The organism is Rhizobium leguminosarum (genome assembly GCF_010668065.1).
Lineage (GTDB): Bacteria > Pseudomonadota > Alphaproteobacteria > Rhizobiales > Rhizobiaceae > Rhizobium > Rhizobium leguminosarum_S.
Genome location: NZ_WUEN01000013.1, coordinates 59119 through 76328, shown reverse-complemented (window position 1 = coordinate 76328; position 17210 = coordinate 59119). Strand labels below are relative to the sequence as shown.

The following is a 17210-nucleotide window of genomic DNA, read 5'->3' as shown; positions in this document are numbered from 1 at the left end:
CCAGCGGCCCTTGATGTCTGAGTTCAGGAGCCGAGATGGTCGACGTCGATATGGCCGAAGGCGTTTATGAAGTGATCGAGAGAATTGTTCACCGTCGTCGTTTCGGGATCCGTGTGAACCAGAGCTGACGAGATATCGCCGCCCAGAGCGTTGTTTCCGTTGCCGCCGTTGCCGCCGACGCCTGCGAGGATGGTCGCGTGCTGATCGGCCACAAGCTGCGTATATTGTGTCGCGGTCGTAGCCGCATTCACGGTGGCCGTGTCGCCACCGCTCGAGTTTCCTTGGCTGCCGTTGGAGTTTGAATCTCCCCCCGCGCCGCCGTCGCCGCTGTTCTTGACCGCCGCCAGGAAGCCGTTCTTGGCCTGAGCAAAGCCACCGTCTCCGCCACTGCCGGCGTCCCAACCTGCCTTCTGCCAAACGTGATCGCCATTGTGCAGATCGGTCGTTGCCCCGTAGACCGTTTGCACGGGGTCTACATATGCAACCGGGTTGTAGTTGATGTTCCCATCGTTGTGGCCATCTCCGCCGTTGCCGGCATTCGCGTCACCCGCATCCGGGTTGTTGAGATGAATCGTGTCGGATATCTGTGGAATAGGCATTGATGTCACTCCTTCTACTTCGTTTCATCAGCGTTACTTTTACGGCGTGGGTATCCAGCATGTCACCGCCAGCCAATACAACCGCGGGCAAATACTGCCTGCGATTTAATCTGCGAGCCATCTAGATATTCGGCGACATTCATTCGGATGTATACTTCGAGGCGGCGAAGCGTTATTTGGATTGGTACTTAGTGCTTTGGCGTCGGATGGCATGACCACGATCATGTCTGCGACCTCGTCGAAGCAGCGCCGCCTTTTGAAGCAACGCCCGCCCAAGAAAACCGCCTGTATCCGGGTTTCTCATCAGGTTTGCGCATGGCAAAGACGATCCTGTTCGGGGCTGAAAACGTTTATGTGCCATCGCGCGAAAGATGCGGGACCTCTAATCCAAAAGCGGATTGAGTGCTCGCAAACTCGCACAACGGGTGCTGCGGTCATGACAGCCAAATGGCTACAGTCCTAGCCGACGGGATGTAGACGAATTGCAGGCTCTGCTTTTCTGACGTTCGGATGCACAATGCCTGAACAATTGAGGCTGCATGGCGCCGCACGCTCGGTGGACGTGCGGTTGAGCGCGGAATGGAGACGGCAATGGTGGAAACTCGTTCCTTATTGGAAGACTTGCCCAAGGCGGGCACCGATCAACACCTCGCCTCCAATGTGGCCGCGGGACATCTGGCGCTGGTGCCGACTTGGCTTCCATTGGATGTCGCTTCTGGTCCGAGCTCTAATTCAGCCGGCAGCGGTGGTGACGGAATAAGCGAAGGCGTGATCGGCAGCAACGCGTTGGCCGTTTTCATGCCGTCCAATGCCGCTATTGCGGGACCTCATTCGGGTGCCGACGCTTTCCAGGGCAATGATGCGCTCATCAATCAGCATCCCACCGAAATGGCCGGGATAGGCGGGAATGGCGGAAGCGGCAATGTTGCCATCGGCGGCGGCGATGGCGCCAATCATGCCGGCAGCGGGGGCAATGGGCTTTTCTACGGTGGACTCGTAAGCACCGAAGTCGCGCTGTTTGCCCCCGTGAATACTGCTGTGGCTGCAGGCCCTGGCGCGACGGCTCACGCTGAGCAATCGAACAACGCACTGTTCCTGCAGGGCGCAACCCAGATCGGCGGCATGGGTGGCTCGGGCGGAGACCATAACGTCGCGGGCCATGGCCCGTCGATGAGCCCAGGAACGGCGCTCACATTGACCGGCGACTATTATGCAGGCCACGGCGGCGACGGATATTTCGTCGGCAGCATGGTCGACGTGAGTATCGCCATCTTCTCGCCGATCAACATCGCCATCGGCGCCGCCGGCGGATCGGCGGAGGCTCATCAGACAAACAATGTCATTTTCGATCAGGGCACTGTGCAGATCGCAGGCATCGGCGGCAATGGCGGTGGCTTCAACCTGTCGTCGGATACGATTTTTACCGGCAACCATGCGCTCGGCGGCGGCGGCGGCGGGGTCGGATCGTCAACCGGCAGCATGGTAGACGTCAATTTCGCCTATTTCCATCCCATCAACATTGCCGTTCCCGCCGGTGGGACGGCGGACGCCCAACAGACCGATCATGTTCTCTATGATCAGCAAGCGCTTCAGTTGGCCGGCATCGCGGGCCACGGCGGAGACGGTAACCTCACGGACGCCCATTCGGCTCTCGTAGACGACATTCTGAGCTTCATGCATAGCTAGAGCCTTTCCGGGTTAGATTGAAGCATTCTGTTGGCTCAAACGGAGTCGGATGGTCGACCGGCCGGCGCGCGTCGTAGCCAAGCTCTACGGCCAAGCCGGCCGGTCGATCAGCCGGCCCGTTTCAGCCAACCCGAAGGGCCGGGCATCTTCCCGCCAGGATCAAAGGCGATCGGCTCGGACGTACCAAGGGGTATGCCCTTCGCCAATCGCCTTTGCCCTGACGAAAACCTGCTCCGGCAGAATGCTTCAATCTAACCCGGAAAGGCTCTAGAGCATGATGCCGAAAGTGTGAGCGGTTTTCGGAGGACATCCTGTCCTCGCGGATAGACTCCCCACTTGTGCGGTGGCTCAACTGCACGAAACCGTTCTTCGTGCGATCTTTCAAGCCATATGTTGAATTGTTTCCTCCGCCCGGCATTCGGCTCCTTGGCCGACATGGCACTGAACGGCGGGCTCACTGAGATCCCGAACATTCCAACATGACCTCATCCGCATTGTCGCCGATTTCGGCCGCCAGAGCCGTGACCTCTGACCGGCATCTGGCAGTGCCGGCACAGTGCTGCCGGAGTGAAAACGGTGCCAACTGGTATTAATGCGTCGATAGAGCGCAGTTTTCACTAATCATAACGGGTAATCAGCGATCTTGTACTTTTGTTGCTTTTGGCGTTTGCCGTTTTGCTGTCGAGGCCCGTGACTGCTTTGAATTGAGATATGGAAACAAAGCCGAGCCGATCGGCAGCTCGTTATATCCAATGGCGCTTTCCGAAATGGGTCTGTAGCAGATTGGTCGCCTTTTCAGTGCCTTTGTAAGCTTTGTTGACCCGCTTGCCGTACGTGAATTCGGCGAAGGCTGGAAAGTCTACGGCGACAAGTCGAACCAGCAGGCCTTCATGAAAAATCTCTTCAATATGCTCTGCGGGCCAAGTTACATCTCGTTGATATCTTATAGACTATAAGAATTATGATGAGAGATCAGACTATTAATATATGAGATACACTCACTTTTTATCATGACATGTAGTGAGAACAGGAATAATATGAATAGCTGTTGCGTTGCAAATATTCTGGGGGAGCACGCAAGTGTCCGACATTACTGGAACTAGGCGCCGTATGGGCCGCAATGCACCAACTGTGATCATCATCGAGCATTCTACATTGGCGCGCACGACCGTGGTGAAGCTTCTTGAGCGTGAACTCGCCGGGTGGAACGTTGTAGATTTGATCTCGACCGAGAGTCTCGATAGTGCTCTTGGAGCTGAGGTGCGTTTGATTGTATTGGGTCTGGCCGGCAGAAGTGTTGAGAGCACCAGCCTGCGTGATGATCTCGCGGCGATTGCTGCACGTTTTCCTGAGGCCCCTGTCACGTTGCTCTCAGGTACGGATGACGCCATCATAGCCCGTCAGGCACTCAAGATGGGCATCCGCGGCTTTTTCTCGACCTCACTTCCCGTTGACATTGCTCTTGCCGGTCTTCGTCTCGTTCTGGCAGGAGGAACTTTTTTCCCGCAGCTATTGGGAGCTGTTACAGCAGGCTCAAGCGAGCATCCTCCGGCCAGAAGTGAAGCCGAAAAGAGCTTGGATGATAGGACGCAGTACCTGGCGATTGCTGATTTCACTCCCCGGGAAGCGGATGTCCTCGCAGAGCTGCAATGCGGCTGCTCAAATAAGGTCATTGCAGGAAAACTCAATTTGTCCGGGCATACGGTGAAGATGCATTTGCAACACATCATGCGCAAGCTGCAGGCGCAGAACCGCACTGAAGTGGTTGCCCGCTTAATTCAAAGAGCCGCCGGTGGGGCTTGACGTCTCGCCGAGTTAGGCGGTGTCGCCAGTATCGGCGTTCATTCGTTCGTTTCAACGGGTCTCATATCGTGATGGCCGGGAACGGGGAAGACCCGACCACCTCGCGTGACGACATCATCGATATCGCACGCTCGCTGGTGCCGCCGGCCAGGTGAGCGCATGGAACGTGAGCCGTTTCGCCGGGTCGGCCTGTTCACCTTGACCTTGATCTACGCGTTACATTGTGGACGAGTTCGCTGATGGTCGCGAACTCACCGAACAAGGCAGTAAGCTTGGCTTGCTCCTTGCCATCCAATCGGTGCTGCGAGCAGAAGTCCGCGATGCACCAGACCTTCGCCGCTACGATAGGCTCGGCAGTATTCGAATCAATGTGTTGCATTGTAGTCCTCCCGCAAAGGAAGCTAACGAAGTTCAAATTAGCTTTCAATGAAATAAGAGGTCTTCCGAAAGCTGTGGTTCCCATTGCCCGGCGCGCCGCCTCTTCAGCGACTGGCGGACGTGCGGCTTCTCCACTGATTGCAGCGTCGAGCAGCCGCTCTCGTTTCTACGCCGTGAAACGGCGTGCAGCCTTGTCGGATGCCTTCCGATCGGCTCCATATTGCGCGATGATCTTTTCTGCGTCTTCGACGCTGCCGCCGGTTCCTGACATCGAAGACAGAGTGCGGGACGTCTGGGGTCGCGCGGTGCCACGGATCGGCAGACTTCTCAATTCTCAGAGGTCCTACGATATTCCGTCGGTGCGCAGCCAACCGCATTTTTAAATTGGCTGGAAAAATGGAAGGCGGAATGAAAGCCGAGCAGGCCGGCGATTTCTTTTACCGATTTGTCGGTGTTCACGAGGAAATCGCGTGCTCGCTGAATGCGGACGTTCATTTGATATTGTTTCGCCGACATCCCGGTTTGCTCACGAAACAGCCGGCGAAAATAGGGGTAGCTCACCCCCATCTCTGCCGCGAGATCCTCGACCGATTGTGAGGTTCCGCAGCGTTCCATCAAGATCATGCGCGCCCGATCGACAAGGCGCGTGCCGGCGCCGGTTGCCAGATCGTCCGGCCGGCAGAGCAGCGCAAGGAGCTGCAACCCGAGCGTGGATATCACCAGCTGATGAAGCACGGGATCCTGCCGCGCCAGGTCATGGATGGAGGCGAACACATGATTGATCTCATCGCTTGCCGGGTTGAGCGGGCGTTCGACATGCAGGAGGCCAGCATCCACCGCAAAATCGAAAGCGGTTCCCCGGCACTCTATCCAGTGCTCGGTCCAGCCGGTTCGACGATCGGGCGCGAACCTGTGCCACACGCCCGGGAACAGAAGAAAAATTGATCCTTCGGTGACGCGCACCTGTCGGCGCAGGTTTCCGAATTCGAGCTTCCCGTTGCCGGCGCTGATCAGCACGACCTGAAAGGCCTGGAGGATGCGGCCTCGAGACCAGCTGAAATGGTGGTCGTCCGGATGACGGCTCGGAGGGTAACTGGAGTGCGGCGCAATGACCGAATAGCCCGTCGAGACAGCGGTGCAGCCCCATGCTGCAGAAATTCTGTTGTCAGGCATGTAGACGAAGTAGTTTTCCGTCATTTGACGTCGCCCTTTTAGGATCATTTTTTGTATGCAAATGATCACTTTTGTGGATTTTGGCGTCGTGTCAACAGGTGGGGCCGATGGTACCGTCATCAGGTCAGGGCAAAGTCGATCGAATTTTGCCGAAACGCTGATTGCATCAGCTATCGCCGCTGCCGGGGAGGGTAGCGGCTGGGAGGAGAATAAACATGAAAACTCATGCCAGACTGCTGGTCGCAGCCGCTTGTCTCGCCGCATCTGCTGCCTATGCCGATGATTTCCACGGGTTCGATCCCGCGAAGTTCGACGGCAATATGCTTTCGGCCGAGGCTCTCAAGGCTATGGCCGCCGACGCGTCGAAAGTGACGCCTCCGAAAAACGGCAGCAAGTACAGCATCGGCTTCGCCAATCTTCAGCGTGACATCGCTTTCGGCGTGCTCGTCGAGAAAGGCATCCAGGCAAACGCCGATGTTGCCGGCGTGGAACTCGTCGTCGCCGACAACCGACTCGATGGGCCGACCGCGCTTGCCAATGCCAAATCTTTTGCCGAACGCAAGGTTGACTACGTCATTGAGTTTCAGACCGACGCAAACTTCGGTCAGACCGTGATGGACGTGTTCAAGCAAGACGGCACCAAGGTCACGGCAATCGATATCCCCATGCCCGGTGCAAGTTTCTTCGGCGTGAACAATCCGAAGTCCGGTTTCATGGGCGGGTCCTACCTTGCAACGGCTGCGGCAAAACAGTTTGGCGCGGGCACGGTAAAAGGCGGCTATCTCGTCATCGGCGCACTGCCCCAGTCGGGCGTCATCCCGCGCATGCGCACGGAAGGTCAGCGCGCCGGCTTCCTGGCCCTGACCAAGGATTTCCCGGCCGACCACATCATCGAGATCGATACGAAGAATACGCTGCAGGAATCCTATACCCAGATGAACAACGTGCTCGGCCGCATTCCGCCAGGAGCGCCGATCATGATCATCGCGATCAACGACCAGGCGACCATGGGCATGCTGCAGGCCGTCCGAGCAGCCGGACGTGTTGATCAGGCCATCGCCGTCGGCAACGGCGCGGATGAAGCCGAGGCGCTTGCCACGGACCCGAAACTCGTGGCGGCGACGGGTTCGTTTCCAGGCAGCTACGGGAATTATCTCATTCCGATTGCACTGTCTGCGCTCGCCGGCAAGGCCGTGCCGGAGGCAACCTTCGTCACCCATCAGATGGTAACCAAGGCAAACATCTGCAAATTCTACAAGGAATTCGCGTGCGCCGGCGAAGCCGACGGTTACACGTTTCCCGAGGCAGAGTTCGCAAGCTATCTCTCTGGTCTGAAAAAAGAGGATTGGTTGAAGGGGTACGAGGCAATTCTCCCCAAGCAATGATCTGGGGTCGGAGGCGATTCTGATGCAGACTGTATCGAGCACGGAGAGCCGCGTGGCGCGGCTCCAAATCACCAACGTCACCAAGTCCTTCTCCGGCGTGCAGGTCCTGAAAAACGTCACCTGTTCGGCCGATGCTGGCGAGGTCGTGGCGCTGCTCGGGGCTAACGGTGCAGGCAAATCCACGCTGATGAAGATCCTGTCCGGCGTCTATTCCTGCGATGCCGGACAGATACAGATCGATGGGGCCGCAGTCGACATCACGTCGGCACGTGCGGCCATAGCATCGGGTATTCGCTTGATGCCGCAGGAACTGTCCGTGCATCCGGACTTGTCGGTCGCGGAGAACATCGCGTTGGGATCGATGCCCCAGCGCAAGATCGCCGGCATAAGTTTCGTCGACCGTGCCGCCATGCAGAGGCAAGCGACGACGCTGCTCGGCCGACTGAAGCTCGGTCATGTCTCTGCGAGCCGGAGAATGGGATCGCTATCGCTTCCGGAGCAGCGGATCGTCGAGATCGCCCGGGCATTGGCCGGCCAGGCTCGTATTCTGATCATGGATGAACCGACCGCTGCACTCGGAGAAGCAGATGCCGAAACCCTGTTCGGGGTGATCGATGCGCTTCGCGCCGACGGCGTCACGATCATCTATATCTCCCACTACCTCGACGAGGTGTTTCGCCTCTCCGACCGGATCGTCGTGTTGCGGGACGGCGAGGTACGCGGCCAGTTCCAGACGAGCGCCACCAGTCACGACGAGGTGCTGCGGGCGATGCTGGGAGGCGATCTCGGCGATCTTTTTCCGGCAAAGCCGCAATCCCTGGCGGACGAGACGATCCTGACTGTCGAAGGACTGTCGCTGCCAGGCTGGCTCAGCGACGTGTCCTTTTCGGTGCGCCGCGGCGAGGTCCTGGGTGCGTTCGGCCTGATCGGCTCCGGGATTGAGAAGGTCGGCAGAGCCATTTATGGGGCGGAGCCCAAGGCGAAGGTCCGTTCAATCCGGATGGGGACAGTCGAAACGGCGTTGTCGAATCCGCGGTCAAGCATTCGAAGCGGTATCGGTTTCGTTGCAGCCGAGCGCAAGCGGCAAGGCCTGATCGCCAACCTCACCGTCCGTACCAACACGACCCTTCCTTACCTCACGCGCTTTACGCGCTTCGGGCTCGTCGATGACAATCGGGAGCGGGCAATGTCGCAACACTGGATCCGCACCCTGCGCGTCAAGACGACGGGCCCGGAGCAGGAGATAAGACTCCTTTCCGGCGGCAACCAGCAGAAAGTGTGCCTGGCGCGATGGCTGCTCGGCGACCCCAAGCTGCTCATTCTCGAGGAACCGACCCGCGGGGTCGACCTCGGCGCTCGACGAGAGATTTATGAGGAGATCCGCCGGTTGGCAGCGAACGGATTGGGCATACTCCTCGTCTCATCGGACGCTGAGGAAGTCGCCGGTCTTGCCGACCGAGCGATCGTCTTCGAAGAGGGCCGGGCCGTGGCCGCACTGGGAGCCAATGCATCGGCCGCCGAGCTGATGCAGGCGGCGGAGTCGCACTCGGTGTCTGCTGCGAACGAATTGGAGAAAGCATGAACAAGTCAAACTCGATCGTTGCGAGCGAACCCAAGCCGACCAGCCAACGCCAGTCGATGACGGAGATCCTTGCCAGACCGGCCGCCGGGATCGTGGTTCTGCTGGGCTTCTATGTCATCCTTCTTGCGGCTTTCGCTATGCTGTCACCGTTCTTTCTGTCGGTGAGCAATCTTGCCAATATCGGCACGAACATGGCCTTCATCGGGCTCATGGCCGCAGCCGGAACGCCGCTGATCATTGGCGGTGGACTCGACCTGTCGGTGGCTGCCGTTGCCGGACTGGCCGGTGTCATCGTCGCATTGATGCATTCCAACGGGATCAATATCTGGGTTGGATGCCTGACAGCCTTGGTCATCGGCGCCGGGGTCGGAATTTTGAATGGCGTGATCGTCACCAAGCTGCGCCTCAATCCCCTGATCGTGACACTCGGGACGATGAGCATCTTCTCGGGCCTGTCGATGGTCATGACGGGTGGCTTGAGCAAGCCGCTCTTCGTGCCGGCCTTCAATTGGCTTGGTTCAGGCCGCATCTTTTCCGTGCCGTTTCCCGTCATCGTCATGCTGATCGTCTTTGCCGTCCTCTGGCTCGTGCTTGCCAAGACGCCGTTCGGACGGTTTGTGTACGCAACCGGCGGCAATCCCGAGGCCAGCAGCCTTCTCGGCGTGCCTGTCGAGCGCACCCAGATGATCCTCTACGTGATCTCAGGCATTTCAGGCGCTGCCGCTGGTATCATTCTTGCAGCAATGCTCGGTGCGGCAGCCCCGAATGCAGCAAGTCAGCATCTGCTGACGATCATCGCCGCTATCATTCTCGGAGGCACGAGCCTCTTTGGCGGGCGGGGAAGCGTCTGGGGTACGCTGATTGCGGTGCTGATCCTCGGAACTCTGAACAACGGCCTGACCCTCATGAACGTGTCCAGTTTCTGGCAGGATGTCACGCGCGGTGTCGTGTTGCTTCTGGCCGTGGGCCTCGACCAGCTTCGTGTCCGCCTGCAGGGCTGACCCCGCTATAATTCCAGGAGAAAATGGAATGTCTGATCGCCCTTTGAAGGCCGGCCTGTTCGGTATCGGTCTGGAGGCCTATTGGCCGCAGTTTGACGGTCTCGAAGCAAGGCTGCGCGGGTATGTACATGTCGTCGCGTCCAAGCTGGAACGGCCCGGGGTCGAAGTCGTCAATCTTGGCCTCGTCGATACGCCGGAGAAGGCCGTCGATGCCGGCCATCTGTTTCGTCAGGCCGATGTCGATATCATTTTCCTTTACATCACCACCTACGCTCTATCGTCGACCGTCTTGCCGGTTGTTCGGCGTGCAAAGGTGCCGGTCATTATTTTGAATCTGCAGCCGGCTGGTGCGATCGACTACGCGTCCTTCAACGCACTCGGCAACAGGACTGCCATGACCGGCGAGTGGCTGGCGCACTGCGCTGCATGCCCGGTGCCCGAGATTGCCAATGTGTTCACTCGAGCGGGCATTCGGTTTCACCAAGTAACAGGCGTTCTCAACGATGACCCGTTTGTCGACAACGAGATCGAGGAGTGGATCGAGGCCGCACGGGTAGCCCACGTCATGTCGCATAATCGCCTTGGCGTCATGGGGCGCTATTACAACGGCATGCTCGATATCTATTCCGATCTCACAGCCCAAAGCACGGCATTCGGGACACACATCGAAGTCGTGGAGATTGACGAACTAGCACGCCTCAGACGCGATGTTGGCGAGGCGGAAGTGGCGGCCTGCTTGGACAGAATCCGAACGGAATTCGACGTGCAGCCGGATTGCGATCCGGACGAACTGGCGCGGGCGGCAAGAACTGCTGTCGCGCTGCGCAAACTCGTCGACGCGAAGCGTCTCGGCTCGCTCGCCTATTATTATGAATCGGTGTCCGGGCATGAATACGAGGACGTCATCACGTCGGTAATCGTTGGTTGTTCGATGCTCACCGCCGATGGCATACCGGTTGCTGGCGAATATGAGATCAAAAACGCGCAGGCCATGAAGATCATGGACAGCTTCGGCACCGGAGGTTCCTTCACCGAATATTATGCAATGGATTTCGATGCAGATGTGGTCCTGATGGGCCATGATGGCCCAGGCCATACCAAAATTGCAGAGGGTCGAACCAAGATCCGTCCTCTGGAGGTCTATCACGGCAAGGTCGGCTCCGGCGTGAGTGTCGAAATGTCGGTTAAGAATGGCCCGGTAACACTGCTCTCCGTGGTGGAGTGCGCCGGAAAAGTGAAGCTGTTGTGCGCCGAAGGACAATCGGTGCCCGGACCGATCCTGGAGATTGGAAACACCAACAGCCGCTATCAATTTCCAATCGGAGCGCGCGCGTTCGTCGAGAATTGGAACGCCGAAGGACCGGCGCATCATTGCGCAGTCGGCGTCGGACACATTGGGAGCAGCATCGAAAAATTAGGAAAGCTGTTGGAGGTCGAGTTCGTGAGAATTTGCTAATTGTCAAAAATATTTCTCGCTGCGGGAACTGCTTGACGAATAAAAAGACCCGTCAAAACGATCGCAGCTCCTCTGCCTATCTTGCCGGCGTTGCTCTCATCAAATCCCAGACGACTGCCCGTTCTTGCCGCCTCAGCGAGGGCATAAAAGCAGTTCGGTCCGCGCGATGGCGGGCCGTCTATCGACGGGGCGTTCGTTTCAATGGGTCTCATATCGTGATGCCCTGATGGGAACCGCGACTCCGCCTGTCCGTTATCTTTTGAGCAACGGAGGAAATGGACATGCGCAAGAAAAAAGCCATCGTCGAGGCGGCGCTCGAGTCCGAGTATGAGCGCCAGGCACTGGGGATCATGAATACGGAGCAAGCGCTGAAGCTTGAGGATTCCGACGGTCTTGTCTTCAGTCATCCGGATAAAGAGGCTGGAGTGACGGATCATTTTGTCGATCAAGATGAGCTGCGCCGATTGGTGCGGCGGTCAACGCCGCCGCTTCCCGTATTGCAATCGCAGGATCGTACTACTCGGCAGGGTCGTACTGCACGTTAGTCCGGAACCTCAAGCAATCATATAGCCGCCGTCCACCGGCATCGATATGCCGTTCACCATGGCAGCCTGATCGGACAGCAGGAAAAGAACAACCTCGGCAATGTCTGCCGGCTCAGCGAAGCGTCCGACCGGAATCCGCTTCATCATCCCCGCGGCCTTCTCGGGATCGCTCCATGCCTTCACCGCCATTGGCGTCAACGTCACCGTTGGGTGGACGCCGTTTGCGCGGATGCCGTGAGGCGCGAGCTCCTTTGCCATAACCCGCGTCAAGCCGTCCAATCCACCTTTCGACGCACAATAGGCAGCGTGGTCGGGGATGCCGACGAAGGAGGCGACCGACGATACATTGACGATGGCGCCTGGACGGCCCTCCTTGATCAGTGAGCGGGCATATTCCTGGGCGACGATCATCGGAGCACGCGTGTTGACCGCGACGAGACGATCGAATGCTTCGACGGTTGTCTCCAGGAATGGCTGAAGTTCGGTCGTGCCGGCGCAGTTGATAAGGAAATCGGCGGGAAGGGCAGCAATTGCCGCCTCTCTGGTCGCATCGGCGTCCGCGAGATCGACCTGGATTGCCCGGCAGCCGAATTCCCCTCGCAGCGCTTCGACATCGGCGCCGCTGCGGGTCAGGGCCACGACCTGCGCACCCCGTTCGGCGAGCATCCTTACAATTTCGCGTCCAATCCCTTTGCCGGCGCCGGTCACGATCACCGTCTTTCCTTTGAACTCCATGGGTCGATCTCCTAAAGTCTCTGGCCTGTTTCCCGATCGAAGATATGCGCACGTCGGGGATCGATGTGGAAGTACATCGTCCGTCCGGGGTCGACCTCGATACGCTCACGGATCAGGGCGTCGATCGGCACGCCTCCCGTGCGGCCGAAGATCAATGTCTCCGAACCCGTCGGCTCGAACACCGATACCTCGACCGGAACGCCTTCTTCGCCGATCGTGATGTGCTCCGGTCGAATGCCGTAGGTAACGGCTCTTCCTTCATCCGCATTTGTGTCTGCCATCGGAAGGACGATGCCCTGGTCGGTGACGACGATCTTCCTGCCGTCGCTTGTGGCTATGCGGCCCTGAAGGAAGTTCATCGATGGGCTGCCGATGAAGCCGGCGACGAAGAGGTTGACGGGGAAGTCGTAGAGATCGAGCGGCTTGCCGATCTGCTCGACCCTGCCGTCGCGCATCACCACGATCTTGTTGGCCATCGTCATCGCCTCGATCTGATCGTGCGTGACGTAGACGGTGGTGGTCTTCAGCCGCTGATGAAGCTCCTTGATCTCGACGCGCATGGTGACGCGGAGTTTGGCGTCGAGGTTCGACAACGGCTCGTCGAACAGGAAGACCTGCGGATCGCGGACGATGGCACGACCCATCGCCACGCGTTGACGCTGTCCGCCGGACAGTTGCTTCGGATAGCGGTCGAGATAACGCGTCAGGTCGAGGATCTCGGCTGCCCTGCCGACCTTCTCGGCGATCTCCGCCTTCGGACGCTTGGCCATTTTCAACGGAAAGCCCATATTCTCGGCGACGGTCTTATGGGGATAAAGCGCGTAGCTCTGAAACACCATCGCGATGTCACGGTCCTTCGGGGGAGCATTGGTGACGACACGGCTGCCAATCCGGATATCTCCGCTGCTGACCGTCTCCAGCCCGGCGATCATCCGGAGCAGGGTGGATTTGCCGCAGCCGGATGGACCCACCAGCACGACGAATTCGCCGTCCTCAATGTCGACGCTGACGCCATGCATGACCTGAAGAGAGCCATATTTCTTGGTGACGTCGCTAACCTGTACGTTTGCCAATGTCGTTCCCCCTAAAGCAGCACGATTTGTGACTTGATGTCGTTGACGGAATTCATCATCTCATCCCTTCCAGACGATATAGGCGCCAAGGACTGCCGAGATTGCCGCTGCGAACCATACGGAAAGCCCGAACGGCTCGATGAACCGCATCCAGAACAGCGAGAGCGCGACCCAGATCACGATCGAGATGAAGAGCCGGTCGAACCAGTTCGTTTCGATCGGCAGAAACCCCGGCTTGGGTTCGTTATTTCCTGATTGAGATGTCATCGTTTCATCCTTTCACGGCGCCGAAGGTCAGGCCGGCGACGATGTGACGCTGGACCACCGAAAAGACGATGAGCGCCGGAACCAAGGTCAGCATGGAGATCGCGGCCATGATGCCCCACGCCGTCCCCGTCGTCGTCACATATTCCGACAGGCCGGTGGTGAGTGTCCGCGCATGGAAGTTGGTGAGCGTCGCCGCCAGCAGGTATTCGTTCCACGCAAACACCCAGGTCAGGATCAGCGTCACCGCAAGTCCGGGCCGTGCCAAAGGAAAGATGATATCATAAAGCACGGTCCATGGGCTCGCGCCGTCCATATAGGCCGCCTCGTCCAATTCCTTCGGAATGCCTTCCACGGTCGGGCGCAGCGTCCAGATGGCGAAGGGTAGATTGAAGGAGCAATAGACCAGGATCATGCCCAGCTTGGAGTCGGCGAGCGAGAAGTCGCCGATCCTGTAGACCTGCGTCAGCAGCAGGAAAAGCGGCAGCAGGAAGACCGCCGGCGGCGCCATGCGGTTGGTGATCGTCCAGAAGAAGATGCTTTCCTTGCCTGCGAGGTCGAAGCGCGTCAGGGCGTAGCAGGCAAGGAAACCGAGCGTCGTGACGAGCAGCGCGTTGCCCGACGAAATGATCAGCGAGTTGAGCATGTATCCGCGCAAGGTCGGATTGGTCAGCACGTCCTGATAATTCTTCCAGAAGAAGCTCCGGAGAATGACATCGGGCGTCGAGAACAGGTCGAAGGGCTGTTTCACCGATATGACGAAGAGCCAGTAGATCGGGAAAAGGGTCGCGAGGCTTATCAGGGTCCAGAGGACGACCGGAAGCCAGGGAAAACGGGTCTTCATCGCTTCAACCTCTCTTCACGCGGGGTGCAATCAGGCCGACGTAGAGCAGCCAGCAGACGACGATGGTGAGATAGAGGACGATGACGGAGATCGCCGAACCGTAGCCGTAATTCGTCTTGGGAAAGACTTCCCTGAAGATATGGACGCCGATGTAGCGCGTCGATGAACCCGGACCGCCGCCGGTCAGCATCAGGACTTCGTCGACGGTGCGCAGCGCGTCCATCAGCCTGATGAACACAGTGGCGAGCAGGGCCGGGCGGATCAAGGGCAGCGTGATGTGCCAGAAGATCTGGCTTTTGCCGGCGCCGTCGATCTGCGCCTGCTCGAAGGGGTCTGATGGAAGCGAGACGAGTGCGGCGATCAGCGAGAGGGTGACGAGCGGCGTCCAGTGCCAGATGTCCATGATGACAGTGACGGTGAAAGCCGCGACGGCGCTCTGGCCGATATTCAGATCGTAGCCGAACCAGCTCCTCAGAAGATAGGGAATGATGCCGATGGACGGGGTGGTCATCAGCTTCCAGACTGAGCCGACGATGATCGGCGCCATGATCAGCGGCAGCGTATGGATCGTGCGAAACACCGCTTTTCCGGGAAAGTCCTTGAGCAGCGCCTGGGCGAGGATGTAGCCGAGGACCAGCTCCGACACGACCGCGAAGAAGACGAATGTCAGGGTTATGCCGAGCGATGCCAGAAACTGCGGGTCGAAGACGAGCCGCCGATAGTTCTCAGCCCAGTTGAAGATCATGCCCGGATTGGCCGCGAACGGGTTCCATGAATGGAAAGAGACCCAGAGGACGTAGATGAACGGAAAGATCCCGAACAGTCCGAGGATCACTATGGTCGGTGACAGCAACAGCCACCCGAGCTTCTGCGAATGCATCGCCTATCCCCCATTGAACACTATGTGGATGTCCGCTCCATCTGGGAACGGAAGATGACGGGTCGTCGGAACGACCCGTCAAGTTGGGGAGGATGTTTTATTTGCGATAGCCGAGCGAGGTGAGCTCTTCTTCGGCCTTGGCCGCCATCTGGTCGAGACCTTCATCGGGACCGATCTTGCCGGTCAGGATGTCGTAGAAGATAGGCGCGGTCGCTTCACGCACCTGTGCATGGAAGGGGTAGGGAGGAGCGCCGGCGAAGAGCTTGCCGTCGTCCTTCAGCATCGTGTAGAAGCCGCCGAGCTTGACGTCCATCTCCTTCACCTTCGGATCGTCGAACGTCGCCGTATTGGTGATGCGTGGTGCGGCGATGGCCCAATCGGGCTGCACTTCGTTCTGGCCAATGAATTCGAGGAACAGCAGCGACGCTTCCTTGTTCTTGGACGTGACCGGCACGCCGAAGGCGCCGCCATCGTAGTAGCCGATATAGCCCTTTCCGGCTTTCGCGTCGTCCAGCACGCCCGGCTCGAGCGGCGGCAGAGCGAAACCGACCTGGCCGACCACTTTCGACTGCGCCGGATCGCTTGCGATCCAGGCGGCGTTCTCACCGTAGATCAGCCCCTGGGCGACACGGCCTGCGGCGAAGGTCGTTGCAGTTTCCGTCCAGGTTGACTGCGTCGATTCCGGAGGAGCGATGTCGCGCAGGTGCAGCCAGTACTTCAACGCGGCCTTTGCCTTGTCGCCGTTCATCGCGCCGCCATGTTCGACCGTCGCCGCATAGTTGTTCTTGGCGTCGATGCCCCAATTGTAGACGCCGAAGGTCGGCGCGATGGACTCGAAGAATTCATACCAGGACGCCGGATGGCCTGTATGTGCCTGAGCGGTCGTGCCCCAGAGCTCCATGCCGTTGTCCTTGCCGTACTTCGTGAAGAAGTCGGCGATCTCGGTGTATTCCGCGTGTGTGGTCGCCGGCTTCAGGTCCTTGCCGGTTTCCTTCTTGAAGGCTTCCTTGATCTTCGGATCGTCGAAGAGGTCCTTGCGATAGAGATACGCCTTCAGGAAGGCTTCCATCGGAACGCCGAAGAGATCGCCGCTCGAGTCCTTGAAGTAGTCGGCAAAGCTGGTGAAGTTGGCGTCGTCGTAGGTCGGCGCCTTCAGATCCGGCTGTTCTTTCAGCGTTTTCGTGATGTCGACGAGGAAATTCCTGGCGAGATAGGAGTAGATGATGTCCTGCTCGATGTAGACCATGTCATAGATGCCGGTCTTGGCTTCCATGTCCTTGATGGCCTTGTCGTACATCTGATCCCAGGACGTCGTCTCGATGTCGACCTTGATGCCGGTCTTCTTTTCGAATTCCGGAGCGAGCACGTTCCTGATGTAGTTCGATGGCGGGGTGCTTTCGGTGACGCCGTGCAGTGTCACGCCCTTGAATTTGGCGCCGGCGTCGGACCAGAAGTCAGCCCAGGCCGGCGAAGCAGTGGTGGCGAGGCCGAGCGTCAGCGCAAGCGCGCTAGCCTTCAAAGCATAGTTCATTTTCAATCCTCCCAAAGTGCAGCGAGATCATTTCGCCGGTCCTTTGTGTAGGCTAAAAAAACTGACGACGCAACATTTGTTGTCTAAACATGCAAATAGAGGATCTATCCCTTTGATTTTTGCAGAAACTAATTTACGGGCGGAGGGTGCGATGCAATGGTAAGAAGGGTAATATATTGCGTTGCAAGGTAATTTTGCAAAGCAGCAAAAAAATTGCAGCCAAAATTATTTGTTGTCTTGCCAAACTAAATGGCATAGCACTGTCCGCAGCCAAA

At 58.3% G+C, this 17210-nt stretch carries 15 protein-coding genes; 7 read left to right on the top strand and 8 right to left on the bottom strand.

Annotation, left to right across the window (positions count from 1 at the left end):
• Nucleotides 1-23 precede the first annotated feature (23 nt).
• Nucleotides 24-599 (bottom strand): hypothetical protein, encoded by a 576-nt coding sequence (locus GR198_RS28030; RefSeq protein WP_011650405.1) that lies wholly within the window; start codon nucleotides 597-599, stop codon nucleotides 24-26.
• A 591-nt stretch (nucleotides 600-1190) separates the two neighbouring features.
• Between GR198_RS28030 and GR198_RS28025 the strand changes: the two genes are divergently transcribed.
• Together GR198_RS28025 and GR198_RS28010 are read left to right on the top strand one after the other, a co-directional pair.
• Nucleotides 1191-2285, top strand: a complete 1095-nt coding sequence (locus GR198_RS28025; RefSeq protein WP_164069850.1) for a hypothetical protein — start codon at nucleotides 1191-1193, stop codon at nucleotides 2283-2285.
• A 1053-nt stretch (nucleotides 2286-3338) separates the two neighbouring features.
• A complete protein-coding gene (locus GR198_RS28010; RefSeq protein WP_164069849.1) occupies nucleotides 3339-4088 on the top strand; it encodes a LuxR C-terminal-related transcriptional regulator in 750 nt (249 codons plus the stop codon).
• 705 nt (nucleotides 4089-4793) lie between these two features.
• Here the strand turns inward: GR198_RS28010 and GR198_RS28000 are convergent.
• A complete protein-coding gene (locus GR198_RS28000) occupies nucleotides 4794-5663 on the bottom strand; it encodes a helix-turn-helix domain-containing protein (RefSeq protein WP_246711130.1) in 870 nt (289 codons plus the stop codon).
• A gap of 191 nt (nucleotides 5664-5854) precedes the next feature.
• Here GR198_RS28000 and GR198_RS27995 point away from each other — a divergent pair, with 191 nt between their 5' ends.
• The 5 genes from GR198_RS27995 to GR198_RS27975 all read left to right on the top strand — a co-directional run bounded on the left by GR198_RS27995 (nucleotide 5855) and on the right by GR198_RS27975 (nucleotide 11608).
• The gene (locus GR198_RS27995) at nucleotides 5855-7024 is read left to right on the top strand and encodes a sugar ABC transporter substrate-binding protein (RefSeq protein ID WP_164069847.1); all 1170 of its coding nucleotides are present in this window, start codon (nucleotides 5855-5857) and stop codon (nucleotides 7022-7024) included.
• A 22-nt stretch (nucleotides 7025-7046) separates the two neighbouring features.
• Nucleotides 7047-8606, top strand: coding sequence for a sugar ABC transporter ATP-binding protein (locus GR198_RS27990; RefSeq protein ID WP_164069846.1), 1560 nt, complete (start codon nucleotides 7047-7049; stop codon nucleotides 8604-8606).
• Nucleotides 8603-9607, top strand: coding sequence for an ABC transporter permease (locus GR198_RS27985; RefSeq protein ID WP_164069845.1), 1005 nt, complete (start codon nucleotides 8603-8605; stop codon nucleotides 9605-9607). Before GR198_RS27990 ends, GR198_RS27985 begins: the two co-directional genes overlap by 4 nt.
• A gap of 28 nt (nucleotides 9608-9635) precedes the next feature.
• Complete coding sequence (locus GR198_RS27980; RefSeq protein WP_164069844.1) at nucleotides 9636-11063, top strand: L-arabinose isomerase family protein; 1428 nt, start codon at nucleotides 9636-9638, stop codon at nucleotides 11061-11063.
• A gap of 275 nt (nucleotides 11064-11338) precedes the next feature.
• Nucleotides 11339-11608 (top strand): hypothetical protein, encoded by a 270-nt coding sequence (locus GR198_RS27975; protein WP_029873990.1) that lies wholly within the window; start codon nucleotides 11339-11341, stop codon nucleotides 11606-11608.
• Between the two features lie 9 nt (nucleotides 11609-11617).
• Here the strand turns inward: GR198_RS27975 and GR198_RS27970 are convergent, their stop codons facing one another.
• From GR198_RS27970 to GR198_RS27945, 6 genes are all read right to left on the bottom strand, one after another.
• Entirely contained in the window at nucleotides 11618-12343 is a 726-nt protein-coding gene (locus tag GR198_RS27970; RefSeq protein WP_025393103.1) for an SDR family oxidoreductase, read from the bottom strand.
• Nucleotides 12344-12354: 11 nt separating this feature from the next.
• Complete coding sequence (locus tag GR198_RS27965) at nucleotides 12355-13416, bottom strand: ABC transporter ATP-binding protein (protein ID WP_131707950.1); 1062 nt, start codon at nucleotides 13414-13416, stop codon at nucleotides 12355-12357.
• A gap of 60 nt (nucleotides 13417-13476) precedes the next feature.
• A complete protein-coding gene (locus GR198_RS27960; RefSeq protein ID WP_018447078.1) occupies nucleotides 13477-13683 on the bottom strand; it encodes a DUF2160 family membrane protein in 207 nt (68 codons plus the stop codon).
• Between the two features lie 4 nt (nucleotides 13684-13687).
• Nucleotides 13688-14524 (bottom strand): carbohydrate ABC transporter permease, encoded by an 837-nt coding sequence (locus GR198_RS27955; protein ID WP_029873993.1) that lies wholly within the window; start codon nucleotides 14522-14524, stop codon nucleotides 13688-13690.
• A gap of 4 nt (nucleotides 14525-14528) precedes the next feature.
• Nucleotides 14529-15404, bottom strand: coding sequence for a carbohydrate ABC transporter permease (locus GR198_RS27950; protein WP_003545408.1), 876 nt, complete (start codon nucleotides 15402-15404; stop codon nucleotides 14529-14531).
• A 97-nt stretch (nucleotides 15405-15501) separates the two neighbouring features.
• Complete coding sequence (locus GR198_RS27945; protein WP_029873994.1) at nucleotides 15502-16935, bottom strand: extracellular solute-binding protein; 1434 nt, start codon at nucleotides 16933-16935, stop codon at nucleotides 15502-15504.
• Between the last annotated feature and the right edge of the window lie 275 nt (nucleotides 16936-17210).